The sequence below is a fragment of the Ralstonia sp. 25C genome (assembly GCF_051904805.1).
In the GTDB taxonomy this organism is placed as follows: Bacteria; Pseudomonadota; Gammaproteobacteria; order Burkholderiales; family Burkholderiaceae; genus Ralstonia.
This window is the reverse complement of record NZ_CP196737.1, coordinates 1649495-1676233: the sequence shown is the minus strand read 5'-3', so window position 1 is coordinate 1676233 and position 26739 is coordinate 1649495. Positions and strand designations below refer to the sequence as shown.

14 protein-coding genes, 6 tRNA genes and 3 rRNA genes are annotated in these 26739 nt (G+C 60.4%); 22 read left to right on the top strand and 1 reads right to left on the bottom strand.

Translation table 11 applies throughout. The features are described 5' to 3' along the window. Window positions 1–11: 11 nt before the first annotated feature. Complete coding sequence (gene glpD, locus ACS7SF_RS07810) at window positions 12–1589, bottom strand: glycerol-3-phosphate dehydrogenase (protein WP_439892394.1); 1578 nt, start codon at window positions 1587–1589, stop codon at window positions 12–14. Window positions 1590–1730: 141 nt separating this feature from the next. Here glpD and ACS7SF_RS07805 point away from each other — a divergent pair, with 141 nt between their 5' ends. The 22 genes from ACS7SF_RS07805 to ACS7SF_RS07700 all read left to right on the top strand — a co-directional run bounded on the left by ACS7SF_RS07805 (window position 1731) and on the right by ACS7SF_RS07700 (window position 26735). After that, window positions 1731–2495, top strand: coding sequence for a DeoR/GlpR family DNA-binding transcription regulator (locus ACS7SF_RS07805; protein ID WP_439892393.1), 765 nt, complete (start codon window positions 1731–1733; stop codon window positions 2493–2495). 106 nt (window positions 2496–2601) lie between these two features. Beyond that, complete coding sequence (locus ACS7SF_RS07800; protein ID WP_439892392.1) at window positions 2602–3462, top strand: CHAD domain-containing protein; 861 nt, start codon at window positions 2602–2604, stop codon at window positions 3460–3462. A 494-nt stretch (window positions 3463–3956) separates the two neighbouring features. Further along, window positions 3957–5494: ribosomal RNA gene (locus ACS7SF_RS07795) — 16S ribosomal RNA — on the top strand. Between the two features lie 60 nt (window positions 5495–5554). Next, a tRNA-Ile gene (locus ACS7SF_RS07790) sits at window positions 5555–5631 on the top strand. A gap of 36 nt (window positions 5632–5667) precedes the next feature. Further along, a tRNA-Ala gene (locus ACS7SF_RS07785) sits at window positions 5668–5743 on the top strand. Between the two features lie 266 nt (window positions 5744–6009). After that, window positions 6010–8888 (top strand): 23S ribosomal RNA (locus tag ACS7SF_RS07780). A gap of 117 nt (window positions 8889–9005) precedes the next feature. Then, window positions 9006–9118: ribosomal RNA gene (gene rrf, locus ACS7SF_RS07775) — 5S ribosomal RNA — on the top strand. The 16S, 23S and 5S rRNA genes sit together here with 5 tRNA genes alongside, the layout of an rRNA operon. Before the next feature lie 500 nt (window positions 9119–9618). Beyond that, window positions 9619–9704: transfer RNA gene (locus ACS7SF_RS07770), tRNA-Tyr, on the top strand. Between the two features lie 60 nt (window positions 9705–9764). Continuing rightward, window positions 9765–9838 (top strand) — tRNA-Gly (locus tag ACS7SF_RS07765). 19 nt (window positions 9839–9857) lie between these two features. Continuing rightward, window positions 9858–9932: transfer RNA gene (locus ACS7SF_RS07760), tRNA-Thr, on the top strand. A 43-nt stretch (window positions 9933–9975) separates the two neighbouring features. Next, a complete protein-coding gene (gene tuf / locus ACS7SF_RS07755) occupies window positions 9976–11184 on the top strand; it encodes an elongation factor Tu (RefSeq protein ID WP_104658052.1) in 1209 nt (402 codons plus the stop codon). 89 nt (window positions 11185–11273) lie between these two features. After that, window positions 11274–11349, top strand: a tRNA-Trp gene (locus ACS7SF_RS07750). Window positions 11350–11408: 59 nt separating this feature from the next. Beyond that, entirely contained in the window at window positions 11409–11789 is a 381-nt protein-coding gene (gene secE / locus ACS7SF_RS07745) for a preprotein translocase subunit SecE (protein ID WP_426395499.1), read from the top strand. A gap of 12 nt (window positions 11790–11801) precedes the next feature. After that, window positions 11802–12386: a transcription termination/antitermination protein NusG gene (nusG, locus tag ACS7SF_RS07740; protein WP_439892391.1), complete on the top strand. Its 585-nt coding sequence runs from the start codon at window positions 11802–11804 to the stop codon at window positions 12384–12386. Window positions 12387–12570: 184 nt separating this feature from the next. Then, window positions 12571–13002: a 50S ribosomal protein L11 gene (rplK, locus tag ACS7SF_RS07735; RefSeq protein WP_004634453.1), complete on the top strand. Its 432-nt coding sequence runs from the start codon at window positions 12571–12573 to the stop codon at window positions 13000–13002. A 2-nt stretch (window positions 13003–13004) separates the two neighbouring features. Continuing rightward, window positions 13005–13700 carry a 50S ribosomal protein L1 gene (gene rplA / locus ACS7SF_RS07730; RefSeq protein ID WP_439892390.1) on the top strand — a complete coding sequence of 232 codons (696 nt, stop codon included), beginning with the start codon at window positions 13005–13007 and terminating at the stop codon, window positions 13698–13700. A 372-nt stretch (window positions 13701–14072) separates the two neighbouring features. After that, complete coding sequence (gene rplJ, locus ACS7SF_RS07725) at window positions 14073–14579, top strand: 50S ribosomal protein L10 (RefSeq protein WP_426395495.1); 507 nt, start codon at window positions 14073–14075, stop codon at window positions 14577–14579. Window positions 14580–14654: 75 nt separating this feature from the next. Continuing rightward, window positions 14655–15029, top strand: a complete 375-nt coding sequence (rplL, locus tag ACS7SF_RS07720; RefSeq protein ID WP_426395494.1) for a 50S ribosomal protein L7/L12 — start codon at window positions 14655–14657, stop codon at window positions 15027–15029. 459 nt (window positions 15030–15488) lie between these two features. Further along, window positions 15489–19595, top strand: coding sequence for a DNA-directed RNA polymerase subunit beta (gene rpoB, locus ACS7SF_RS07715; protein WP_426395492.1), 4107 nt, complete (start codon window positions 15489–15491; stop codon window positions 19593–19595). Window positions 19596–19712: 117 nt separating this feature from the next. Beyond that, entirely contained in the window at window positions 19713–23948 is a 4236-nt protein-coding gene (gene rpoC / locus ACS7SF_RS07710; RefSeq protein ID WP_439892389.1) for a DNA-directed RNA polymerase subunit beta', read from the top strand. Window positions 23949–24168: 220 nt separating this feature from the next. Further along, complete coding sequence (locus ACS7SF_RS07705) at window positions 24169–26034, top strand: DUF2138 domain-containing protein (protein WP_439892388.1); 1866 nt, start codon at window positions 24169–24171, stop codon at window positions 26032–26034. Then, window positions 26031–26735, top strand: coding sequence for a DUF1175 domain-containing protein (locus ACS7SF_RS07700; RefSeq protein ID WP_439892387.1), 705 nt, complete (start codon window positions 26031–26033; stop codon window positions 26733–26735). The genes ACS7SF_RS07705 and ACS7SF_RS07700 overlap by 4 nt, the downstream gene beginning before the upstream one ends. Window positions 26736–26739 lie beyond the last annotated feature (4 nt).

Below are 26739 nucleotides of genomic sequence, written 5' to 3'. Positions count from 1 at the left end.
ACCTCTGAGGATCAGGGGGCTTGCTCTGCGGCCGGGGCGGCTTCGTTGTCCGGCTGATGCCGCATCAGCCAGCCCTCCAGCCGGCTGCGATCGGCATCGCTCGCATGCAACCCCAGCTTGGTCCGCCGCCACAGGATGTCCTGCGCCGTGCGGGCCCATTCGTGTTCGACCAGGTAGCGGATTTCCGCTTCATACAGGCCGGGCGTGACTTCGGTGCCGAGTTCTTCCAGGCGCGTCGCGCCGGCCAGCAACGTGTTCACGCGCGTGCCGTACTGGTGCGCATAGCGCGTGGCTAGCTTGGTGGGTAGCCACGGCAAACGTTTTTGCAGGCGCGCCACAAAATCGTCGAAGGTGTATTCGGCAACGAGTTGCCCCGGCGCCTCCAAGTCGCCGCCCGGTAGCGATGCGGTGGCCGTCCACGACGGCTTGCCGGCGGCGGGCAGATGGGGCGCCAACTGGTCCAGCGCTTCTTCGGCCAGCTTGCGGTAGGTCGTGATCTTGCCGCCCCACACGTTGATGAGCGGCGCGCTGTTGCCGTCGGCGCCGGTCTCGCACTCGACCAGGTAGTCGCGCGTGATGGCCGAGGCGTTGGCGGCGCTGTCATCCAGCAGCGGGCGCACGCCCGAGTACGTCCACACCACATCGGCTGGTGTGAGTTGCTGCTCGAAATAGCGGCTGGCCATTTCGCACAGATATTGGATCTCGCCGGCATCGATGGCCACTTGGTCGACCGAGCCCTTGTATTCCAGATCGGTCGTGCCGATCAGCGTGAATTCGTTCTGGTACGGAATCGCAAACACGATCCGCCCGTCCGGGTTCTGGAAGATATAGGCGAACGGGTGATCGAACATCCGCCGCACCACGATATGGCTGCCCTTGATGAGGCGCAGGCCACGCGTGCTCGGCAGCGCGTGCGCCGAGCGGGCAAATTCCGCCGCCCACGGCCCGGCCGCATTGACCACCGCCTTGGCACGCACCGAGCGGATACCGTCCGGCCCCGCCAGCGAGGCATGCCAGCCGTCGGCGCGGCGCTCCGCGTTCAGGCAGCGCGTGCGGGTGAGAATGTGCGCGCCGCGGTCAGCGGCGTCACGTGCGTTGAGCACCACCAGGCGGGCGTCGTCGACCCAGCCATCGGAATAGACGAAGCCACGCGTGTAACCGGGCTTGAGCGGCTTGCCTGCCGGATGCCGCCCCAGCTTGATCGACTCCGAGCCCGGCAGAAAACGCCGGCGCGCCAGATGGTCATATAAGAAGAGGCCCGCGCGGATCATCCACGCCGGCCGTTGCGCGGCATCGTGCGGCATCACGAAGCGCAGCGGCCACATGATGTGCGGCGCCATGCGCAGCAGCACTTCCCGCTCCTGGAGCGCCTTGCGCACGAGGCTGAATTCGTAATATTCGAGGTAGCGCAGGCCGCCGTGGATCAGCTTGGTCGAGGCCGAGGAGGTGTGCTGGGCCAAGTCGTCCTTTTCACACAGGACGACCGACAGGCCCCGCCCGACAGCATCGCGCGCAATGCCGACGCCGTTGATGCCGCCTCCGACCACCAGCAGATCACAGTCCAGATGCGACGCATCGGTGTGTTGCATGGGTTTGGGTTGGATTCTGTTGGTTTGCGCGCCTTTTCTTGCGAACCGCAACGCGTTCGCGGATAGTGTAGTGAAAGGTGAAAATAAAGCAACGTAGGGAATCGCCTAATTCGATCATATGTGTTCGTTTGTGTTCATTTGATGCTTCCGCGACACCGCCAAATTCTTGAGTACGTTCGCCAGCACGGCGATGCCTCCGTCGATGCGCTCGCCCGCGTGCTCGGCGTCACCACCCAGACCATCCGCCGAGACATCCGCCAGCTCGAAGACGAGCGGCTGCTCGCGCGCTATCACGGCGGCGTTGGCCTGCCGTCCTCGGTCGAGAACATCGACTACGACCAGCGCCAGGTCCTGCACATCGACGCCAAGCGCCGCATTGCCGAAGTCGTCGCCCGCCACGTCGAGCCAGGTCGCTCCCTCATCATCAATATTGGGACGACCACCGAAGAGATCTCCAAGGCACTCGTTGGCCGCAAGGGGCTGCGCGTCATCACCAACAACCTGAACGTGGCGTCGATCCTGTCGGGCAGCCCGGATGCCGAAGTCATCGTCGCCGGCGGCCTGGTGCGCAACCGCGACCGCGGCATCGTCGGCGAGGCCACGATCGACTTCATGAAGCAGTTCCGCGTCGACATTGGCATCATCGGCGTCTCCAGCATCGACGAAGACGGCACGCTGCTCGATTACGACTACCGCGAGGTGCGTGTGGCGCAGGCCATCATCGAGCAGTCGCGCGAAGTCTGGCTGGCCGCCGATCACTCCAAGTTCGGCCGCCGCGCCGTGGTGCGCCTGGGGCACGTCTCCCAGATCGACAAATTCTTCACCGACATCCCCGTGCCCGAAGCCATGACGGAAGTCTTCCGCGCGGCCGAGGTCGACGTCGTTGTCGCCAGCGAAGCGCGCTAAAGCTGGATCGGCCCCGCCAAAGTTTCTTCCCCGTCGCCTACAGTGAAATGCAGGGCGTGCACCTTGCGTGCCTGTTGGCTATCGGATCAATCCAACGGGGAGCATCGTGAGCCAGCACTCACATGCCGAAATTCTTTCTGTCTTCGCCAACATCGTCACTGAGCACGTCGCGGCACTGCGCGATGCGCTCACTAAGCTGGGGCGGCCCGGTGCGAGTGACGAGGACCTCCATCAATTCCGCGTGACGCTGCGGCGGCTGCGGTCCGCGTGGGTGACGTTCGCCCCAGTGCTACCGCGCGCGTTCATCACCGAATGGAAGCCGCGCCTGCGCACGCTGGCGGGCTCGACGGGCCCCGTGCGTGAATGGGACGTCTTGCTCACAGACTGGCTCCCGGCCGCCCAGGCCGCGCTTACAGAAGACGATGAGAGGGGCCGTGCATGGCTCGCGGCCGCCATTGAGCGGGCAAAGCAGGCTCGCCATCTCGCTTGGCAAACACTGCGTGTAGAGTTGGCGTCACCCAGTGTCATGAATGCGCTGACGGAGTTAGAGAGCGGCGTGGCTGCGTTCCGCTTGCCCGGTAAGCCCCCACGGCTTGCAGGCTTCGCACATGCACGAGCCGCCGCTCTCCGGAAGAAGGTGCTGCGCCGCGGGCGCCATCCCAAGCGGGCCACGGCGGCACGTTTGCACCGCGCACGCATTGCGGCCAAGCAATGGCGCTATTTATATGAAGCGTTCTACCCCGCCCTAGGGGCCCGTGCCGCCAAGCGCTACCGAAAGCACCTGCGCAAGCTCCAGGACGCCTTGGGCGAGATCCATGACGCCAGTGTCTCTTTAGAGCGGGTTGTCTCGCTTGTGAACGAGGCTCCGCCAGCGTCCATAGTGAATGCCTTTCACATGCGAGCGCGGGCGGCCAGAGTGCGCACCGCGAAAGGGCTGCATTGGATGCGTGGTCACGCAGCGGTCTGATCATAAAATGCCTCAAAAAACCCTACGAACAGAAAGGACTTGCCAAGTCCGACAAAGATGCCTATAGTTCGCCCCTCGCTGCACGACACAGCGCCGAAACGAAGGTTGAGGCGGTGGAGTTGAAGTGGCGGAGAAGTAAGAGTGGTGCGGGTTTGCGGGTTGTTGAGTGGTTGGCGACGGCTCGAAGTTGCAGTGAAGTTAGCGACGCGTTGAACGATAAAAATTCTTCAGCAAGTTGTTGACAGCGACGAAAAAGCTCTGCATAATCTCGTTTCTCTGCTGCAGCAAACGCAGCGACGCGGTGAACAAAGTTGATCGCGCAGTTCTTTAACAAGCAAACAGCCGATAAGTGTGGGCGCTTAATACTGGATGCGACGGATTCGTCCGTTAGCTAACAAGTAATGAAGTGCTCGCACAGAAGTAAGGTTTGAACGAAAGTTCAAGTCAGATTCTGAGAGTGAGCGACCGCTCGTAAAGAGCGAAAACAGCAGATTGAACTGAAGAGTTTGATCCTGGCTCAGATTGAACGCTGGCGGCATGCCTTACACATGCAAGTCGAACGGCAGCATGATCTAGCTTGCTAGATTGATGGCGAGTGGCGAACGGGTGAGTAATACATCGGAACGTGCCCTGTAGTGGGGGATAACTAGTCGAAAGATTAGCTAATACCGCATACGACCTGAGGGTGAAAGTGGGGGACCGCAAGGCCTCATGCTATAGGAGCGGCCGATGTCTGATTAGCTAGTTGGTGAGGTAAAGGCTCACCAAGGCGACGATCAGTAGCTGGTCTGAGAGGACGATCAGCCACACTGGGACTGAGACACGGCCCAGACTCCTACGGGAGGCAGCAGTGGGGAATTTTGGACAATGGGCGAAAGCCTGATCCAGCAATGCCGCGTGTGTGAAGAAGGCCTTCGGGTTGTAAAGCACTTTTGTCCGGAAAGAAATCGCACTTAATAATACTAGGTGTGGATGACGGTACCGGAAGAATAAGGACCGGCTAACTACGTGCCAGCAGCCGCGGTAATACGTAGGGTCCAAGCGTTAATCGGAATTACTGGGCGTAAAGCGTGCGCAGGCGGTTGTGCAAGACCGATGTGAAATCCCCGAGCTTAACTTGGGAATTGCATTGGTGACTGCACGGCTAGAGTGTGTCAGAGGGGGGTAGAATTCCACGTGTAGCAGTGAAATGCGTAGAGATGTGGAGGAATACCGATGGCGAAGGCAGCCCCCTGGGATAACACTGACGCTCATGCACGAAAGCGTGGGGAGCAAACAGGATTAGATACCCTGGTAGTCCACGCCCTAAACGATGTCAACTAGTTGTTGGGGATTCATTTCCTTAGTAACGTAGCTAACGCGTGAAGTTGACCGCCTGGGGAGTACGGTCGCAAGATTAAAACTCAAAGGAATTGACGGGGACCCGCACAAGCGGTGGATGATGTGGATTAATTCGATGCAACGCGAAAAACCTTACCTACCCTTGACATGCCACTAACGAAGCAGAGATGCATTAGGTGCTCGAAAGAGAAAGTGGACACAGGTGCTGCATGGCTGTCGTCAGCTCGTGTCGTGAGATGTTGGGTTAAGTCCCGCAACGAGCGCAACCCTTGTCTCTAGTTGCTACGAAAGGGCACTCTAGAGAGACTGCCGGTGACAAACCGGAGGAAGGTGGGGATGACGTCAAGTCCTCATGGCCCTTATGGGTAGGGCTTCACACGTCATACAATGGTGCATACAGAGGGTTGCCAAGCCGCGAGGTGGAGCTAATCCCAGAAAATGCATCGTAGTCCGGATCGTAGTCTGCAACTCGACTACGTGAAGCTGGAATCGCTAGTAATCGCGGATCAGCATGCCGCGGTGAATACGTTCCCGGGTCTTGTACACACCGCCCGTCACACCATGGGAGTGGGTTTTGCCAGAAGTAGTTAGCCTAACCGTAAGGAGGGCGATTACCACGGCAGGGTTCATGACTGGGGTGAAGTCGTAACAAGGTAGCCGTATCGGAAGGTGCGGCTGGATCACCTCCTTTAAGAGCGTGCATCCGACGTTAGGCGTCCACACTTATCGGTTTGTTTGATGTTACAGCCAAGGGTCTGTAGCTCAGGTGGTTAGAGCACCGTCTTGATAAGGCGGGGGTCGTAGGTTCAAGTCCTACCAGACCCACCAAGTTACGGACGGTGGAAGTTGTACTCTGCCGTGACTGGGGGATTAGCTCAGCTGGGAGAGCACCTGCTTTGCAAGCAGGGGGTCGTCGGTTCGATCCCGTCATCCTCCACCATTACCTTTTGGTTACCAAACGCAAGCATCGACGCGATGTCGATGGTGTTTGCGTTTGGCCTAGCCAAGACGAGCGTAAAAGTTCGGCTGTTCTTTAACAATATGGAATGTAGTAAAGGTGTCGCGGAGCATTGATGAGATGCTCGGTAGTTACGCGACACTGGGTTGTGATTGTATCAACCAGTATTACCAGAGCAATCGATGAGATTGTCTTGGAATACGGCACAACGCGAGAACTCAGCCTATAGCGAGACATACTCGTTATAGGGTCAAGCGAATAAGTGCATGTGGTGGATGCCTTGGCGATTACAGGCGATGAAGGACGTAGTAGCCTGCGAAAAGCTGCGGGGAGCTGGCAAACAAGCTTTGATCCGCAGATGTCCGAATGGGGAAACCCGGCCCGCATGGGTCATCTGTTACTGAATACATAGGTAACAGAAGCGAACGCAGTGAACTGAAACATCTAAGTAGCTGCAGGAACAGAAATCAACCGAGATTCCCAAAGTAGTGGCGAGCGAAATGGGATCAGCCTTGTACTCTTTAGCAGTATTGCTAGCAGAACGGAATGGAAAGTCCGGCCATAGTGGGTGATAGCCCCGTATGCGAAAGCAGTATTGTGGAACTAGGTGTACGACAAGTAGGGCGGGACACGTGAAATCCTGTCTGAAGATGGGGGGACCATCCTCCAAGGCTAAATACTCGTAATCGACCGATAGTGAACCAGTACCGTGAGGGAAAGGCGAAAAGAACCCCGGGAGGGGAGTGAAATAGATCCTGAAACCGCATGCATACAAACAGTCGGAGCCTGGAAACGGGTGACGGCGTACCTTTTGTATAATGGGTCAGCGACTTACATTCAGTGGCAAGCTTAACCGATTAGGGAAGGCGTAGCGAAAGCGAGTCCGAATAGGGCGTTCAGTCGCTGGGTGTAGACCCGAAACCAAGTGATCTATCCATGGCCAGGTTGAAGGTGCGGTAACACGTACTGGAGGACCGAACCCACTAACGTTGAAAAGTTAGGGGATGAGCTGTGGATAGGGGTGAAAGGCTAAACAAACTTGGAAATAGCTGGTTCTCTCCGAAAACTATTTAGGTAGTGCCTCGTGTCTCACCTTCGGGGGTAGAGCACTGTCATGGTTGGGGGGTCTATTGCTGATTACCCCGCCATAGCAAACTCCGAATACCGAAGAGTGCAATCACGGGAGACAGACATCGGGTGCTAACGTCCGGTGTCAAGAGGGAAACAACCCAGACCGCCAGCTAAGGTCCCTAAATATTGCTAAGTGGGAAACGAAGTGGGAAGGCTAAAACAGTCAGGAGGTTGGCTTAGAAGCAGCCACCCTTTAAAGAAAGCGTAATAGCTCACTGATCGAGTCGTCCTGCGCGGAAGATGTAACGGGGCTAAGCAATATACCGAAGCTGCGGATGCACGTAAGTGCATGGTAGGAGAGCGTTCTGTAAGCCTGTGAAGGTGTCTTGTAAAGGATGCTGGAGGTATCAGAAGTGCGAATGCTGACATGAGTAGCGATAAAGGGGGTGAAAGGCCCCCTCGCCGTAAGCCCAAGGTTTCCTACGCAACGTTCATCGGCGTAGGGTGAGTCGGCCCCTAAGGCGAGGCAGAGATGCGTAGCTGATGGGAAGCAGGTTAATATTCCTGCACCGTCGTATGATGCGATGGGGGGACGGATCGCGGAAGGTTGTCCGGGTGTTGGATGTCCCGGTCCCTGCATTGGAGATGGCACTTAGGCAAATCCGGGTGCGTAATTCAAGGGTGTGGGGCGAGCGACTTTAGGTCGCGAAGCAATTGGAAGTGGTTCCAAGAAAAGCCTCTAAGCTTCAGTCATACGAGACCGTACCGCAAACCGACACAGGTGGGCGAGATGAGTATTCTAAGGCGCTTGAGAGAACTCGGGAGAAGGAACTCGGCAAATTGGTACCGTAACTTCGGGATAAGGTACGCCCTTGTAGTTTGACTGGCTCGCGCCAGAAGGACGAAGGGGTTGCAATAAAATGGTGGCTGCGACTGTTTAATAAAAACACAGCACTCTGCAAACACGAAAGTGGACGTATAGGGTGTGACGCCTGCCCGGTGCCGGAAGATTAAATGATGGGGTGCAAGCTCTTGATTGAAGTCCCGGTAAACGGCGGCCGTAACTATAACGGTCCTAAGGTAGCGAAATTCCTTGTCGGGTAAGTTCCGACCTGCACGAATGGCGTAACGATGGCCACACTGTCTCCTCCCGAGACTCAGCGAAGTTGAAGTGTTTGTGATGATGCAATCTCCCCGCGGCTAGACGGAAAGACCCCATGAACCTTTACTGTAGCTTTGCATTGGACTTTGAACCGATCTGTGTAGGATAGGTGGGAGGCTTTGAAACCGGGACGCTAGTTTCGGTGGAGCCGACCTTGAAATACCACCCTGGTTTGTTTGAGGTTCTAACCTTGGCCCGTGAATCCGGGTCGGGGACAGTGCATGGTAGGCAGTTTGACTGGGGCGGTCTCCTCCCAAAGTGTAACGGAGGAGTTCGAAGGTACGCTTGGTACGGTCGGACATCGTACCTAAAGTGCAATGGCAAAAGCGTGCTTAACTGCGAGACCGACAAGTCGAGCAGGTGCGAAAGCAGGACATAGTGATCCGGTGGTTCTGTATGGAAGGGCCATCGCTCAACGGATAAAAGGTACTCTGGGGATAACAGGCTGATACCGCCCAAGAGTTCATATCGACGGCGGTGTTTGGCACCTCGATGTCGGCTCATCTCATCCTGGGGCTGTAGCCGGTCCCAAGGGTATGGCTGTTCGCCATTTAAAGAGGTACGTGAGCTGGGTTTAAAACGTCGTGAGACAGTTTGGTCCCTATCTGCCGTGGGCGTTGGAATCTTGACGGGGGCTGCTCCTAGTACGAGAGGACCGGAGTGGACGTACCGCTGGTGTACCTGTTGTCTCGCCAGAGGCATCGCAGGGTAGCTATGTACGGAAGAGATAACCGCTGAAAGCATCTAAGCGGGAAACTTGCCTGAAGATGAGGATTCCCTGCAGACTTGATCTGCCTGAAGGGTCGTTCGAGACCAGGACGTTGATAGGCTGGGTGTGGAAGCGCAGTAATGCGTTCAGCTAACCAGTACTAATTGCCCGTGCGGCTTGATCCTATAACCGGTATGTTTCCGGCTGGGTCTGCCTTGTGCCTGATACAAATCAAACACAACCCCAACACTACATTCCCATATTGGTCCCGTTGACCACGTCAACGTGACGACAAGTCATAGCCTGGTGACCATAGCGAGTCGGTACCACCCCTTCCCATCCCGAACAGGACCGTGAAACGACTCCGCGCCGATGATAGTGCGGATTCCCGTGTGAAAGTAGGTCATCGCCAGGCTCTCCCATAAAACACCCCAGCCCTCATCCGGCTGGGGTGTTTGCTTTTACGCGTCCTCAAACGCGAATCCCTTGAGCTCAGCTCACTCCAAAACAAAAGCCACCGAACACGGTGGCTTTTACGCTTCCACAGCACACACCCTGGCGGCTCAGGCTCGCGCTAGGTACTTCTCCACCAACCGTACCCAGTACGTCGCACCCAGCGGTAGCAACTCGTCGTTGGTAGCTTGCGAGACATGTATCTGCGCTGAAGCGCATACGCGGAGTTGCTCTCCGGATCTCGCGGTGTGAGGCGATGAGAAGAGGGTTTTTGTTTGAATGCGCAAGGGCCGTGCTGTGTGGCGTCCTGCCCAGATCCATTTGTGACGCCACCCGTTGATTGCGGCTCGCTTTACCGACCGGCGGCTAACGGGATGGAGCATCGGCGCGAGAAATCTCGAGATTTCATCAAGCAATGCTTGACAAGATGGTTTGATGGTCCCATAATCGCAAGTTCTCTTCGGAGAGGTGCCCGAGTGGCTAAAGGGGGCAGACTGTAAATCTGTTGGCTTACGCCTACGCTGGTTCGAATCCAGCCCTCTCCACCAGAATTAAGCAGTGAGTTCGGTCCTTAGCCGGGGCCGGCGGCAAGGGAAGAAGTAACCCGGGCGGGTGTAGCTCAATGGTAGAGCAGAAGCCTTCCAAGCTTACGACGAGGGTTCGATTCCCTTCACCCGCTCCATTCACTGTTCGCAAGTTTTGCCCATGTGGCTCAGTGGTAGAGCACTCCCTTGGTAAGGGAGAGGTCGGCAGTTCGATCCTGCCCATGGGCACCACGCATCCACCAACGCAAATCGCTACCGAGACAGGAGTCGCGACATGGCAAAGGAAAAGTTCGAGCGGACCAAGCCGCACGTGAACGTTGGGACGATTGGTCACGTTGACCACGGCAAGACGACGCTGACTGCAGCGATCGCAACCGTGCTGTCCGCCAAGTTTGGTGGCGAAGCGAAGAAGTACGACGAAATCGACGCTGCACCGGAAGAAAAGGCACGCGGCATCACGATCAACACCGCGCACATCGAGTACGAAACGGCCAACCGCCACTACGCACACGTTGACTGCCCGGGCCACGCCGACTACGTCAAGAACATGATCACCGGTGCCGCTCAGATGGACGGCGCCATCCTGGTGTGCTCGGCCGCTGACGGCCCGATGCCGCAAACGCGTGAGCACATCCTGCTGGCCCGCCAAGTGGGCGTGCCGTACATCATCGTCTTCCTGAACAAGTGCGACATGGTGGACGACGCTGAGCTGCTGGAACTGGTCGAGATGGAAGTGCGTGAGCTTCTGTCGAAGTACGACTTCCCGGGCGACGACACCCCGATCATCAAGGGTTCGGCCAAGCTGGCGCTGGAAGGCGACAAGGGCGAGCTGGGCGAAGTGGCCATCATGAACCTGGCCGACGCACTGGACACCTACATCCCGACGCCGGAGCGCGCTGTTGACGGCACGTTCCTGATGCCGGTGGAAGACGTGTTCTCGATCTCGGGTCGCGGCACCGTGGTGACCGGCCGTATCGAGCGCGGCGTGATCAAGGTCGGCGAAGAAATCGAAATCGTCGGTATCGCGATGGACGGCGACAAGCCGAAGATCGACAAGACGACCTGCACGGGCGTGGAAATGTTCCGCAAGCTGCTGGACCAAGGTCAAGCAGGCGACAACGTCGGTATTCTGTTGCGCGGCACGAAGCGTGAAGACGTTCAGCGTGGCCAAGTGCTGGCCAAGCCGGGCTCGATCAAGCCGCACACGGAATTCACGGGCGAGGTCTACATCCTGTCGAAGGACGAAGGTGGTCGTCACACCCCGTTCTTCAACAACTACCGCCCGCAGTTCTACTTCCGTACGACGGACGTGACTGGCTCGATCGCCCTGCCGGAAGGCAAGGAAATGGTCATGCCGGGTGACAACGTGTCGATCACCGTCAAGCTGATCGCCCCGATCGCCATGGAAGAAGGCCTGCGCTTCGCAATCCGCGAAGGCGGCCGTACCGTGGGTGCTGGCGTCGTTGCCAAGATCCTGAAGTAAAAGCTGTAACTCTTCCGTGCGGCTGCCAACCGGCCGCACGTGAAGTGCCAGAGTGGGGTTGACCAAAGTGGCAACCCCAATGCTGTTTTAGGGGTATAGCTCAACTGGCAGAGCGTCGGTCTCCAAAACCGAAGGTTGGGGGTTCGATTCCCTCTGCCCCTGCCAATTCATCAGCCGCGTCGCGCAGGAAAACGCGCCACGCGGCTTAGTCTCGTTTGGGAAACATGGCCAATCCGAACGTCGAAACCGTCAACACCGCCAGCGGCAAGTGGCTGCTGGTCGTGGCGTTCCTGCTGGTGGTCGCCGGGGTGATCGGTTTTTACCTGCTGGCGCAACAGCCGAGTTACGTCCGTGCCGCCTCGCTGATCGGCGGGCTGGTGCTGGGTGCGGGTGCCGCACTGGTGTCTGCTCCGGGGCAGAGCTTCATCGAGTTCGCGCGCGAGTCGTACCGCGAAGTTCGCAAGGTGGTGTGGCCGACGCGCAAGGAAGCTGGTCAGATGACCGGTCTGGTGTTTGCGTTCGTGGTGATCATGGCCTTGTTCCTGTGGTCTGCAGACAAGCTCATCGAGTGGGTAATTTTCTCGCTCGTGCTGGGCTGGAAATAATCGGGTGAAGCCATGACGGATAACGTAGCGAACGATACGTCCACGGATTCGTCCGCGCCGGCCTCTAAGAAGCGCTGGTATATCGTGCATGCCTACTCGGGCATGGAAAAAAGCGTGCAACGCGCGCTGCAGGAACGCATCGAGCGTGAAGCCCTGCAACATCTGTTCGGCGAAATTCTGGTGCCGTCGGAAGAAGTGATGGAGAGCAAGAACGGAACCAAGAAGGTGACCGAGCGTCGCCTTTACCCCGGTTACGTTTTTGTTGAGATGGAGATGACCGACGAAACCTGGCACTTGGTGAAGAACACCCCCAAGGTGACCGGGTTCATCGGTGGTACGGCTAACAGGCCGGCCCCCATGTCCAGCCGCGAAGTCGAAGGGCTTAAGGCGCAGATCCAGGAAGGGATCGAGAAGCCGCGTCCGAAGACGCTATTCGAAGTGGGTGAAATGGTGCGTGTGAAGGAAGGTCCGTTCACCGACTTCAATGGCAACGTCGAGGAAGTGAACTACGAGAAATCGCGCTTGCGCGTCTCCGTGACCATCTTCGGGCGTGCAACGCCGGTCGAACTCGAGTTTGGTCAGGTCGAGAAGGTGTAAGGAATTCGGTGTGGCGGTGCAAGCTGTCGCGCCAGTCGCCCGGTCCATTGGACTTGGCGGGCAACGGTGGCGCAAGGAATTGCGCGCCCGCGCCAACAGAGGAGCGTCAGCCTCGAGCTGATGCGTTACCACTCAATAGGATTGCCATAGTTGCTGAAGCAGGGCAATCCGGATTGGAGTCAAGATGGCCAAGAAAATTATTGGCTTTATCAAGCTGCAAATTCCGGCTGGTAAAGCAAATCCGTCCCCGCCCGTCGGCCCGGCCCTGGGTCAGCGCGGTCTGAACATCATGGAGTTCTGCAAGGCGTTCAACGCGCAGACTCAAGGCATGGAACCGGGCCTGCCGGTGCCGGTGGTGATCACCGCCTTCGCCGACAAGAGCTTCACCTTCGTGATGAAGTCGCCGCCGGCGACCGTGCTCATCAAGAAGGCCGCCGGTATCCAGAAGGGTTCCGCCAAGCCGCATACCGACAAGGTCGGCAAGATCACCCGTGCCCAGGCTGAAGAAATCGCCAAGGCAAAGAACGCTGACCTGACCGCAGCCGATCTGGACGCCGCTGTGCGTACGATCGCCGGTAGCGCCCGTTCGATGGGTATCACGGTGGAGGGCCTGTAATCATGGCAAAGATTTCGAAGCGTGTGGCCGCGAACAAGGCCAAGGTCGAGCGCACCAAGTTCTACCCCATCGACGAAGCCCTGAGCCTCGTTAAGGAATGCGCCAGCGCCAAGTTCGATGAGTCCATCGACGTGTCCGTGCAACTGGGCATCGATGCAAAGAAGTCGGACCAAGTGGTTCGTGGTTCGGTGGTGCTGCCTGCCGGTACCGGTAAGTCGGTGCGTGTGGCCGTGTTCGCCCAAGGCGACAAGGCTGAGCAAGCCAAGGCTGCTGGCGCTGAGATCGTCGGCATGGAAGACCTGGCCGAGCAGATCAAGGCCGGCAAGATGGACTTCGACGTCGTGATCGCTTCGCCGGACACGATGCGCGTCGTCGGTACGCTGGGTCAGATCCTGGGCCCGCGTGGCCTGATGCCGAACCCGAAGGTCGGCACCGTGACGCCGGACGTCGCTACGGCTGTGAAGAACGCCAAGGCTGGTCAGGTGCAATTCCGTGTGGACAAGGCTGGTATCGTCCACGCCACCATCGGCCGCCGTTCGTTCGAACCGGCAGCGCTGAAGAGCAACCTGGCTGCACTGCTGGACGCGCTGACCAAGGCCAAGCCGGCATCGAGCAAGGGCGTGTACCTGCGCAAGGTCGCCGTCTCGTCGACGATGGGCGTGGGCGTACGCGTGGACCAGGCAACCCTGGCTGCCTGATCGTTTTCGGTCATTCGCGCTGGGTGGCCCGATAACCATCCCGGCGTTTGCAGTTTTCTCTCGCGTGGCCTCGGCCGCGCGAACCCTTGAAGCTTGAGGGACAGACTTTGGGCAGTGGCGGACGTTTGCGTAAGCAGGCCGATGCCGCTGGTTATCAAAGACCGTTGGCGGTGGAGGGCTCCTCGGAGCCAACACCTTAATCGCAGCGCCATCCGGCAACGGAGTGCGCCGGCCAACGCAGATGGCGCCCCCGAAGGGAATAAGTGACTTTGGTATTGCCGAAGTGATTTGTGCCAATCGGACGCCGTACTTTTGGACTGACCGAGGTAAGCGCAGCATCTGCGCAAGCCAAAGTCGTTTTGGAGCTTAACCGTGGCACTCAATCTCGAAGATAAGAAGGCCGTCGTGGCCGAGGTAACGGCGCAAGTCGCCAAGGCCTCGACCATCGTCGTTGCTGAATATCGCGGTATCACGGTTGGCGATCTGACCAAGCTGCGCGCACAAGCGCGCCAGCAAGGCGTCTACCTGCGCGTTCTGAAGAACACGCTGGCACGCCGCGCTGTGGAAGGCACGCCGTTTGCCGAACTCGCCGAGCAACTGACCGGTCCGCTGATCTACGGTATTTCCGAAGACGCAGTGGCCTCGGCCAAGGTGCTGAACGATTTCGCCAAGGGCAATGACAAGCTGGTGCTGCGCGCTGGTTCGTACGACGGTAAGGTTCTCGATGTCAACGGCGTGAAGGCCCTGGCAACGATCCCGAGCCGCGAAGAACTGCTCAGCAAGCTGCTGTTCGTCATGCAGGCACCGGTGTCGGGCTTTGCCCGCGCCCTGGGTGCCCTGGCTGCCAAGCAAGGCGAAGGCGAGGCGGCTGCAGCCTAATCGGCTGCCGTCCGTCCCCCCTGCGCCCGTACAGATCGCACGATCGATACCGAATCACATTCTGGAGTTATTCAAATGGCAATCACCAAAGACGACATCCTCGAAGCCGTTGGCGCGATGTCCGTGATGGAACTGAACGACCTGGTCAAGGCGTTCGAAGAGAAGTTTGGCGTGTCGGCAGCTGCTGTTGCAGTGGCTGGCCCGGCTGCTGGCGGCGCTGCTGCCGCTGCTGAAGAGCAAACCGAATTCACCGTGACGCTGAAGAGCGCCGGCGCGAACAAGGTTGGCGTCATCAAGGCCGTGCGTGAAATCACCGGCCTGGGCCTGAAGGAAGCCAAGGACCTGGTCGATGGCGCACCGAAGCCCGTGAAGGAAGGCGTCGACAAGAAGACCGCCGACGAGCTGGTGAAGAAGCTGGTGGAAGCCGGCGCGGAAGCCGAAGCCAAGTAAGTGCAGGTCTCGCGTGCCGTGCTCGGTACGCGATAGAGGCTGGCAAAGGGAGATTTCCCGGCGCCAGCCTTTTTGCGCTTGTGGGACCGGTTGTTGAGCGATCCCGCAATCACGCAGCTATGACGTAGTAAGTATCGTTATCGTCTCTTCGCCGGATTTTTCCGGCAGCCGGCCGAGTCAAGGCCAGCAGAGGCCAAACATCAGTGGCACACTAGGCAGTTCGCAGTCCGCTGATGTTTGTCTTCTGAACCGACTGCAGAAGGCAAGTTTGGTCGGGTACTCCCCCGTCCGTGGCATGGGCTCCATGGGCTCATGTGCGGGCGGCGCGCGCAGTACCGTCAGCCAGAGGTTGGTAGCGGCCAACCGCCAAATCCCGTCACCAGTCGCTGAACACCTCAAGTGCCAGGCGTGGCTTTTCGCCCAGCGCGTCGCGCGTACTTGCGATGATTCGGAGATCCCATGGCGTACAGCTTTACCGAGAAAAAGCGTATTCGCAAGAGTTTCGCGAAACGCGCAACGGTTCATCAGGTTCCCTTCCTGCTTGCTACCCAGATTCAATCGTATACCCAGTTCTTGCAGGAAAACGTGCCTGTGGCACAACGCAAGACCGAAGGTCTGCAAGCGGCGTTCAACGCCATTTTCCCCATCGTGTCGCACAACGGGCTGGCACGCATGGAGTTCGTGTCGTACCACCTGTCCCACCCGCCGTTTGACGTCAAGGAATGTCAGCAGCGTGGTTTGACCTTCCACTCGGCGCTGCGCGCAAAAGTGCGCTTGATCATCAACGACCGCGAGAACCCCACCAAGGTCAAGGAGATCAAGGAGCAGGAAGTCTACATGGGCGAAATTCCGCTCATGACCTCCACCGGTTCGTTCGTGATCAACGGTACGGAACGTGTGATCGTGTCCCAGCTGCACCGCTCGCCGGGCGTGTTCTTCGAGCACGACAAGGGCAAGACGCACAGCTCGGGCAAGCTGCTGTTCTCGGCGCGGATCATTCCGTACCGCGGCTCGTGGCTCGACTTCGAATTCGATCCGAAGGACATCCTGTACTTCCGCGTCGACCGCCGCCGCAAGATGCCGGTGACGATCCTGCTGAAGTCAATTGGCCTGACGCCGGAACAGATCCTGGCGCACTTCTTCGTGTTCGACAACTTCACGCTCAAGAGCGAAGGCGCACTGATGGAATTCGTGCCCGAGCGCCTGCGTGGTGAAGTCGCGCGCTTCGACATTGCCGACAAGAACGGCAAGGTCGTCGTCGAGAAGGACAAGCGCATCAACGCCAAGCACATCCGCGACCTGGACTCGGCTGGCACCAAGTTGATCAGCGTGCCGGAAGACTACCTGCTGGGCCGCGTGCTGGCGAAGAACATCGTCGACCCGGATACCGGTGAAGTGCTGGCCAACGCCAACGAGGAACTGACCGAAGGCGTGCTCGAGAAGCTGCGCGACGCCGACGTGAAGGAAATCCAAACGCTGTACACGAACGACCTGGATCAAGGTCCGTACATCTCGTCGACGCTGCGTACCGACGACACGGCTGACCAGACCGCCGCGCGTATCGCGATCTATCGCATGATGCGCCCCGGCGAGCCGCCGACCGAAGACGCCGTCGAAGCGCTGTTCCAACGCCTGTTCTACAGCGAAGACTCGTACGACCTGTCGCGCGTGGGCCGCATGAAGGTCAACAGCCGCCTGAACCGCTCGGAAGGTACGGGCCCGATGGTGCTGACGGATGACGACATCCTCGACACGATCAAGCTGCTGGTGAACCTGCGTAACGGCAAGGGCGAAGTGGACGATATCGACCACCTCGGCAACCGTCGCGTGCGTTGCGTCGGCGAACTGGCGGAAAACCAATTCCGTGCCGGTCTGTCGCGCGTTGAGCGTGCTGTGAAGGAACGTCTGGGCCAAGCCGAGACAGAAAACCTGATGCCGCACGACCTGATCAACTCGAAGCCGATTTCGTCGGCGATTCGCGAGTTCTTCGGTTCGTCGCAGCTGTCGCAGTTCATGGACCAGACCAACCCGCTGTCGGAAGTCACGCACAAGCGTCGTATTTCGGCACTGGGCCCGGGCGGTCTGACGCGCGAGCGCGCGGGCTTTGAAGTCCGCGACGTGCACCCGACCCACTATGGCCGTGTGTGCCCGATCGAAACGCCGGAAGGCCCGAACATTGGTCTGATCAACTCGCTGGCACTGTACGCACAGCTGAACGACTACGGCTTCCTGGAAACGCCGTACCGCAAGGTTGAGAACAGCAAGCTGACCGACGAAGTGCACTACCTGTCGGCCATCGAAGAAGGCAAGTACGTGGTGGCGCAGGCCAACGCGACGGTGGACAAGGACGGCAACCTGATTGACGAACTGGTCTCCGCACGTGAAGGCAGCGAGCGTGAAACGCGTATGGTCACGCCGGACCGCGTGCAGTACATCGACGTGGCGCCGTCGCAGATCGTGTCGGCTGCAGCTTCGCTGGTGCCGTTCCTCGAGCACGATGATGCAAACCGTGCACTGATGGGCGCCAACATGCAGCGTCAGGCCGTGCCTTGCCTGCGTGCAGACAAGCCGCTGGTGGGTACCGGCGTCGAGCGCACCGTGGCAGTGGACTCGGGTACGGCTGTGCAGGCCACCCGTGGCGGCGTGGTCGACTATGTCGACGCGAACCGCGTGGTGATCCGCGTGAACGACGACGAAGCCGTTGCCGGTGAAGTTGGCGTCGACATCTACAACCTGATCAAGTACACGCGTTCGAACCAGAACACGAACATCAACCAGCGTCCGATGGTCAAGGTGGGCGATATCGTTGCCCGCGGCGACGTGATCGCTGACGGCGCCTCGACCGACATGGGCGAGCTCGCGCTCGGCCAGAACATGCTGGTCGCGTTCATGCCCTGGAACGGCTACAACTTCGAGGATTCGATCCTGATCTCGGAGCGCGTGGTGGCTGAAGACCGCTATACCTCGATCCACATCGAGGAACTGTCGGTCGTGGCCCGTGACACGAAGCTCGGACCGGAAGAAATCACGCGCGACATCTCGAACCTGGCCGAAGCCCAACTGGCTCGTCTGGACGAGTCGGGCATCACGTACATCGGCGCAGAAGTGGAAGCCGGCGACGTGCTGGTTGGCAAGGTCACGCCGAAGGGCGAGACCCAGCTGACGCCGGAAGAGAAGCTGCTGCGTGCGATCTTCGGGGAGAAGGCGTCCGACGTGAAGGACACCTCGCTGCGCGTGCCCTCGGGCATGACCGGTACCGTGATCGACGTGCAGGTCTTCACGCGTGAAGGCGTGACGCGCGACAAGCGCGCCCAGTCGATCATCGACGAAGAACTGAAGCGCTACCGTCTGGACCTGAACGACCAGCTGCGTATCGTGGAAGGCGATGCCTTCCAGCGTCTGGAGCGTCTGCTGGTGGGCAAGGTTGCCAACGGCGGTCCGAAGAAGCTGGCCAAGGGCACGGCGCTGACGAAGGAATACCTGGACGACCTCGACAAGTGGCACTGGTTCGACATCCGCCCGTCGGATGACGAAGTGGCCACGCAGCTCGAAGCCGTGAAGGAAGCCATCGAGCAGAAGCGTCACGAGTTCGACCTCGCGTTCGAAGAGAAGCGCAAGAAGCTCACGCAAGGCGACGAACTGCCGCCGGGCGTGATCAAGATGGTCAAGGTGTACCTGGCCGTGAAGCGCCGCCTGCAGCCTGGCGACAAGATGGCCGGTCGTCACGGTAACAAGGGTGTGGTGTCGAAGATCACCCCGATCGAAGACATGCCGTACATGGCTGACGGTACGCCGGCAGACATCGTGCTGAACCCGCTGGGCGTGCCTTCGCGGATGAACGTGGGTCAGATTCTCGAAACCCACCTGGGCTGGGCCGCGCGCGGTCTGGGCGAGCGCATCGGCAACATGCTCAAGGCGCAAGCCAAGGCAGCCGAAGTGCGCAAGCTGCTGGGTCAGATCTACAACGAGAGCGGCAAGATCGAAGATCTGGACAGCCTGTCCGACGCCGAGATCCTGGAACTGGCCGAGAACCTGAAGAAGGGCGTGCCGTTCGCGACGCCGGTGTTCGATGGTGCGCATGAGGACGAAATCCGCCGCATGCTGGACCTCGCTTATCCGGAAGACATCGCGAAGGAGAAGGGCCTGACCGCTTCCAAGCAGCAGGTCACGCTGTTCGACGGCCGCACCGGTGAAGCCTTCGAGCGTCCGGTCACGCTGGGCGTGATGCACATGCTGAAGCTGCACCACTTGGTCGACGACAAGATGCACGCGCGTTCGACCGGTCCGTACTCGCTGGTGACGCAGCAGCCGCTGGGCGGTAAGGCCCAGTTCGGTGGCCAGCGTTTCGGTGAAATGGAAGTGTGGGCGCTGGAAGCGTACGGCGCGTCCTACGTGCTGCAGGAAATGCTGACCGTGAAGTCCGATGACGTGAACGGCCGGACCAAGGTGTACGAGAACATCGTCAAGGGCGAGCACTCGATCGATGCCGGCATGCCGGAATCGTTCAACGTGCTGGTGAAGGAAATCCGCTCGCTGGGTATCGACATCGACCTCGAGCGCAACTAAGCGCGAGTGCGATGGGAGCGTGGCAGGCAACTCGCCACGCTCCGGTAACAGCAGCAGCCATTGACGAAGATTTAGGGCCGGTGCCCAGGCACCAGCCTCAAACTCAAGGAGTTTGGAATGAAAGCATTGCTCGACCTATTCCGTCAGGTACAGCAAGAAGAGCAGTTTGACGCGATCAAGATCGGCCTCGCGTCGCCGGAGAAAATCCGTTCGTGGTCGTACGGCGAAGTCAAGAAGCCCGAGACCATCAACTACCGTACGTTCAAGCCTGAGCGTGACGGCCTGTTCTGCGCCAAGATCTTCGGCCCGATCAAGGACTACGAGTGCCTGTGCGGCAAGTACAAGCGCCTGAAGCACCGTGGCGTGATCTGCGAGAAGTGCGGCGTGGAAGTGACGCTGGCCAAGGTGCGCCGTGAGCGCATGGGCCACATCGAACTGGCTGCGCCGACCGCGCACATCTGGTTCCTGAAGTCGCTGCCGTCGCGTCTGGGCATGGTGCTCGACATGACGCTGCGCGACATCGAGCGCGTGCTGTACTTCGAAGCATTCGTCGTGGTTGAGCCGGGCATGACCCCGCTCAAGAAGAGCCAGATCATGTCGGAAGACGACTACCTGGCCAAGTGCGACGAGTACGGCGAAGGCGAATTCGTCGCCATGATGGGCGCCGAAGGCATTCGCGAGCTGCTGCGCGGCATCGACATCGAGAAGCAGATCGAGACGATCCGCGCCGAGCTGCAGGCCACGGGTTCGGAAGCCAAGATCAAGAAGTTCGCCAAGCGCCTGAAGGTGCTCGAGGCCTTCCAACGTTCGGGCATCAAGCCGGACTGGATGATCCTGGAAGTGCTGCCGGTGCTGCCGCCGGAACTGCGTCCGCTGGTGCCGCTGGACGGCGGCCGTTTCGCCACGTCGGACCTGAACGACCTGTATCGCCGCGTGATCAACCGGAACAACCGTCTGAAGCGTCTGCTCGAGCTGAAGGCGCCGGAGATCATCGTGCGCAACGAAAAGCGCATGCTGCAGGAAGCGGTGGACTCGCTGCTGGACAACGGCCGTCGCGGTAAGGCGATGACCGGCGCCAACAAGCGTCCGCTGAAGTCGCTGGCTGAAATGATCAAGGGTAAGGGCGGCCGTTTCCGTCAGAACCTGCTGGGCAAGCGCGTGGACTACTCGGGCCGTTCGGTCATCGTGGTGGGCCCGACGCTCAAGCTGCACCAGTGCGGCCTGCCCAAGCTGATGGCGCTCGAGCTGTTCAAGCCGTTCATCTTCCACAAGCTGGAAACGATGGGCATCGCCACCACGATCAAGGCGGCGAAGAAGGAAGTCGAAAGCCAGACGCCGGTGGTGTGGGACATCTTGGAAGAGGTGATCCGCGAACACCCGGTGATGCTGAACCGCGCACCGACGCTGCACCGTCTGGGTATCCAGGCGTTCGAGCCGGTCCTGATCGAAGGCAAGGCCATCCAGCTGCACCCGCTGGTCTGCGCGGCGTTCAACGCCGACTTCGACGGTGACCAGATGGCTGTTCACGTTCCGCTGTCGCTCGAAGCGCAGATGGAAGCGCGCACGCTGATGCTGGCGTCGAACAACGTGCTGTTCCCGGCCAACGGCGATCCGTCGATCGTGCCGTCGCAAGACGTGGTGCTGGGTCTGTACTACACGACCCGCGACAAGATCAACGGCAAGGGTGAAGGCATGACCTTCGCCGACATCTCGGAAGTGATCCGCGCCTACGAGAACAAGGAAGTCGAACTGGCTTCGCGCGTGAACGTGCGGATTACCGAGTATGAGTTGGTCAACCCGGAAGCCGACGGCGACGCCCGCTTCGCACCGAAGATCACGCTGCAATCGACCACGATTGGCCGCGCGATCCTGTCGGAGATCCTGCCGAAGGGTCTGCCGTTCTCGGTGCTGAACAAGCCGCTGAAGAAGAAGGAAATCTCGCGCCTGATCAACACGGCGTTCCGCAAGTGCGGTCTGCGCGAAACGGTGATCTTCGCTGACAAGCTGCTGCAGTCGGGCTTCCGCCTGGCAACGCGCGCTGGTATCTCGATCGCCATCGACGACATGCTGGTGCCGCCGGCCAAGGAGAAGATCATCTCCGAGGCCGCCGCCAAGGTGAAGGAATACGACAAGCAGTACATGTCGGGTCTGGTGACGGACCAGGAGCGTTACAACAACGTCGTGGACATCTGGGGCGCCGCTGGCGACCAGGTGGGCAAGGCGATGATGGAGCAGCTCCAGACCGAAGACGTGATCGACCGCAACGGCAACACCGTCAAGCAAGAGTCGTTCAACTCCATCTACATGATGGCCGACTCGGGCGCACGGGGTTCCGCAGCGCAGATCCGTCAGCTCGCTGGTATGCGTGGCCTGATGGCCAAGCCGGACGGCTCGATTATCGAAACGCCGATTACCGCGAACTTCCGCGAAGGCCTGAACGTTCTGCAGTACTTCATCTCGACCCACGGTGCACGTAAGGGTCTGGCAGATACGGCACTGAAGACCGCAAACTCGGGTTACCTGACCCGTCGTCTGGTCGACGTGACGCAGGATCTGGTTGTGGTGGAAGACGATTGCGGCACCACCAACGGCGTGCTGATGAAGGCGCTGGTGGAAGGCGGTGAAGTGATCGAAGCCCTGCGCGACCGTATCCTGGGCCGCGTGGTCATTGGCGACGTGGTGAACCCGGAGACGCAGGAAACTGCGATCGAAAACGGCACGCTGCTGGACGAAGACCTGGTCGAGCTGATCGATTCGATCGGCGTGGACGAAGTCAAGGTCCGCACGCCGCTGACCTGCGACACGCGCTACGGCCTGTGCGCCAAGTGCTACGGCCGTGACCTTGGCCGCGGTGTGCTGGTGAACTCCGGCGAAGCGGTGGGTGTGATTGCCGCGCAGTCGATCGGTGAGCCGGGCACGCAGCTGACGATGCGTACGTTCCACATCGGTGGTGCGGCATCGCGTGCGGCAGTGGCATCGAGCGTGGAAGCGAAGGCAACCGGTACCGTGCGTTTCACGGCGACCATGCGTTACGTCACCAACGCGAAGGGCGAGCAGATCGTCATCTCGCGTTCGGGCGAAGCGCTGATCACCGACGACCACGGCCGTGAGCGCGAGCGCCACAAGATCGTCTACGGTGCAACGCTGCTGGTGAAGGATGGCCAGGCCATCAAGGCCGGCACGCAGCTCGCCACGTGGGATCCGCTGACGCGTCCGATCATCTCGGAGTACTCGGGCACCATCAAGTTCGAGAACGTCGAAGAAGGCGTGACCGTTGCCAAGCAGATGGACGAAGTGACCGGTCTGTCGACGCTGGTGGTGATCGATGCCAAGCGTCGTACCACAGCTTCGAAGGGCATCCGTCCGCAAGTGAAGCTGCTCGACTCGTCGGGCGCCGAAGTGAAGATCCCGGGCACGGACCACTCCGTGACCATCGGCTTCCAGGTGGGCGCGCTGATCACCGTGAAGGACGGTCAGCAAGTGCACGTGGGTGAAGTGCTGGCACGTATCCCGACCGAATCGCAGAAGACGCGTGACATTACCGGTGGTCTGCCGCGTGTGGCCGAGCTGTTCGAAGCGCGTTCGCCGAAGGACGCCGCCGTGCTGGCGGAAGTCACCGGTACGACTTCGTTCGGTAAGGACACCAAGGGCAAGCAGCGCCTGGTGATTACGGACCTCGACGGCAATGCCCACGAGTTCCTGATCGCCAAGGAAAAGCAGGTGCTGGTGCACGACGGCCAGGTGGTCAACAAGGGCGAAATGATCGTCGAAGGCCCGGCCGACCCGCACGACATCCTGCGCCTGAAGGGCGTGGAAGAGCTGGCGACGTACATCGTCGACGAAGTGCAGGACGTGTATCGTCTGCAAGGCGTGAAGATCAACGACAAGCACATCGAAGTGATTGTTCGTCAGATGCTGCGCCGCGTGCAGATCGTGGACACGGGCGACACCAAGTTCATCCCGGGTGAACAGGTGGAGCGCTCGGAGCTGCTCGACGAGAACGACCGCGTGATCGCGGAAGGCAAGCGTCCGGCAACCTACGAGAACCTGCTGCTGGGTATCACGAAGGCATCGTTGTCGACCGACAGCTTCATCTCGGCGGCATCGTTCCAGGAAACCACGCGCGTGCTGACCGAAGCCGCCATCATGGGCAAGGTCGACGACCTGCGTGGTCTGAAGGAAAACGTCATCGTCGGCCGTCTGATCCCGGCTGGTACCGGTCTGGCTTACCACCGTGCCCGCAAGGCCAAGGAAGCCGCCGACCGCGACCGCGCCGCAGCGATTGCCGAAGAAGAAGCCGCTTCGATCTTCGAGACGCCTGTCGTCCACCAAGAGGAAGGCGGCGCCGCCTGAAGCTAGGCAGCGTCCTTCGCATCAAAACCCGGCCCCTCAGGGGTGCCGGGTTTTTTTTCGCCCGCCCACTGGAGCCGGTGCGTTGATGCCCCTCGTCAGCGTGTTCTGATTTTCTCCAAACGTTAACCCGTCTTAACATGCCAAACGCTATGATCTCGCGGTTATAGACCGGCAATTTCTACAAATCGCCGGCTCCCTCTCCAGTCTTGCCGACGATTCCATGAAGCTCACACGCAAGCAGATCGCCATTGGCGCGGTCGCCCTGGTGGCGGCCGGCGCGGCCGTGGTGCAGATGGTCTGGCACCCCTTTCACCTGTTTGGCCGCACGCGTGCCTTGCACGCCCGCCAGGTCCAGCTCGACCTCACGTACCCCGATGCCCTGATCGACAGCCAGAGCCTGTCGCAACTGCCGCGCGACGTGCTGCGCGTGCCGTTGCTGCGCGACGTGCTGACCGAAGACTTCGTCGCCTACTACGAGGGCAACGAAGACCGCCTCTCGGTGGCCGGCGCGCTGCGTCGTCTCGCCTATGAGCAGAAGCTGGACCTCGCTGAGACCGTGCTCAAGCACGTGTTCGACGAGCCGGCCCGCGTGATGCTGTGGCGCGGCGCCGACGACAAGCTGCGCTACTGGGTGCTCTCCATGCAGCGCAACGGCCTGGCGAAGGCGCTCGAAGCGGTGGCCACCGTGGCCACGAGCGACACGCAGCTCACCAAGGTCGCTGATGCGCTGGGTGATTCCGGCGCGCCGGTCTACGCGCTGCGGTTGTCGGCCACGCGCTCTATCCTGATTGCCAGCAAGGGGGACCGGCTGATCGCGTTGTCGGAGCCGGGCATCCTGCTGGACAAGGACGGCAAGCCCGTCTCCAAGCAGGCAAACGCGCTCGCCGCACTCCTGTCGGATGATGCCGGCAAGCGCAATGTGCAGGGCAACGCGTATTCGCTGCCGACTGCAGAGACCACGGGCCACCACGTTGTGGTGAGTGCCAACTATCTATCGTTTGGCTATCAGCAGTATTTCCCTGGGATCGAGGCGTTGCGCTTCGATTTCGGTGCAGGTGCGTCCGGCAACGGCTGGCAGAGCGCTGCGCTGATCGATCCGGCGCGCCTGTCCGGCAAATGGGATAACGCTGCGTTGTGGCACGCATTGCCCGCGGACCCCGCTGCCTGCGCCACGTTGCCGATCGACTGGAAGGCCGCCGGCGCGCTGCTGCGCAATGTGGCAGGCGACGCCAAGGAAGTGACCGAAGCCGCTGCGCATGTTGGCGACGCGTTTGCCGGCCCGGCCGCCGCGTGTTGGTATGGCAAGTCATCGCTGGTGGCGCCGCTGTTCGTTGCCAAGCTGTCTTCGCCTGCGCAAGCTGAGGCTGTGAAGCCGGCGCTTGGTGCGCTGTTCGGCCAGATCGTCGGTTCCTATGAGGCCAAGGCGAAGGCCGATGACAAAGCCGGTCTCTACAAGCGCCTGCCCGTGACCACGAAGTCTGGCCCCGCCAACGCCACGCTGTGGCAGCGCCCGGTGAGCGCGCGCTACGGCACGGCGCAGTCGGCCGGCGCGCCGTTCGCGGCGCAACTCTCGTCGGATCGCTACTTCCCGGTCACGCTGGCGATTGCGGGCGATGTGGTGGTGTTCTCGCCCGACGCTCGCCTCGTTGACGATGCGCTGGCCGTGCTCGCCAAGCGCTTCCCGGCGGTGGCCGACAACCTGCCGCGTGACAAGACCGGGCGCGTTGTGCTGACCATGACGCCCGCATCGCTGGCGCCGCTGGTTCGTCGCGAAGCGGGCGCCGCGCTGCCCGCCGACCAAGAGGCTGTGTTCCTGAACGCCGCGCAGACGCATCTGTTCCCGAAGCTCAAAGCGCTGGCACGGTATGCGCCGGTGTCGCTCGCGCTGGATGGCGGTGTGCCGTCGGCACGCGGCTGGGTGCCCGTGACATGGCTGTCGAGCGGACGCGGCTTGCCTGCCGGTGGCGATGGCACGCCCCCGCCCGCGGACACGGCTGAAGCACCGGTTGCACCGGCCGTGCCCGCCGAGGCGCCGGCCACGGAGGCCGCTGCGCCCGTTCCCGCGGACAACACCAGCACGCAATGACGCTGCATACCCAGGCTGCTGCGCTGAACCGCCGCCGTTGGTTGGCGGCGGCCGGCGCCTGCCTGCTCGTTCCGCGGGCTTACGCCTTGTCGGGCTGGGCCGATGCCGCACCGGCCGACCCTGATGCGCTCACGCCGGATCAATCGAGCGTGTTTCGCGCGTGGTTCGTGCGCATCGTCAACGAGCAGCTCCGCCAGGGCCCCACGCCGCGCTGGACGCATCGCGATTGCGCCGGCCTCGTGCGCTTTGCCGCCGGCGAGGCCTTGCGCACGCACGACGCCCGCTGGCTGCGCGCCAACGGCATGCGCGACGCAGAATCCGCACGCCAACTGCCGCCCGAGCTGAACCTCACGCCCGCGCAGCGCACGCTCACGCAGCGGTGGGCACGCATTGATGGCAGCACTGGCGCGTATGTCTCTGCGCTCGGGCTCATTCAGCAAAACAGCCGCTTCATCGCCAAGGACGTCAACCAGGCACTCCCCGGCGATCTGCTCTTCTTCGATCAAGGCGACGACCAGCATCTGATGATCTGGATGGATCGCTATATCGCTTACCACACCGGTACCGTCACCCGCACCGACAACGGCCTGCGCGCGGTCCCCGTCTCTGAACTGATGCAATGGAAAGACTCGCGCTGGCAGCCGCAGAGCGGCAACCCCAACTTCATCGGCGTGTTTCGTCTGGCCTTTTTGACACGGTAAAAAA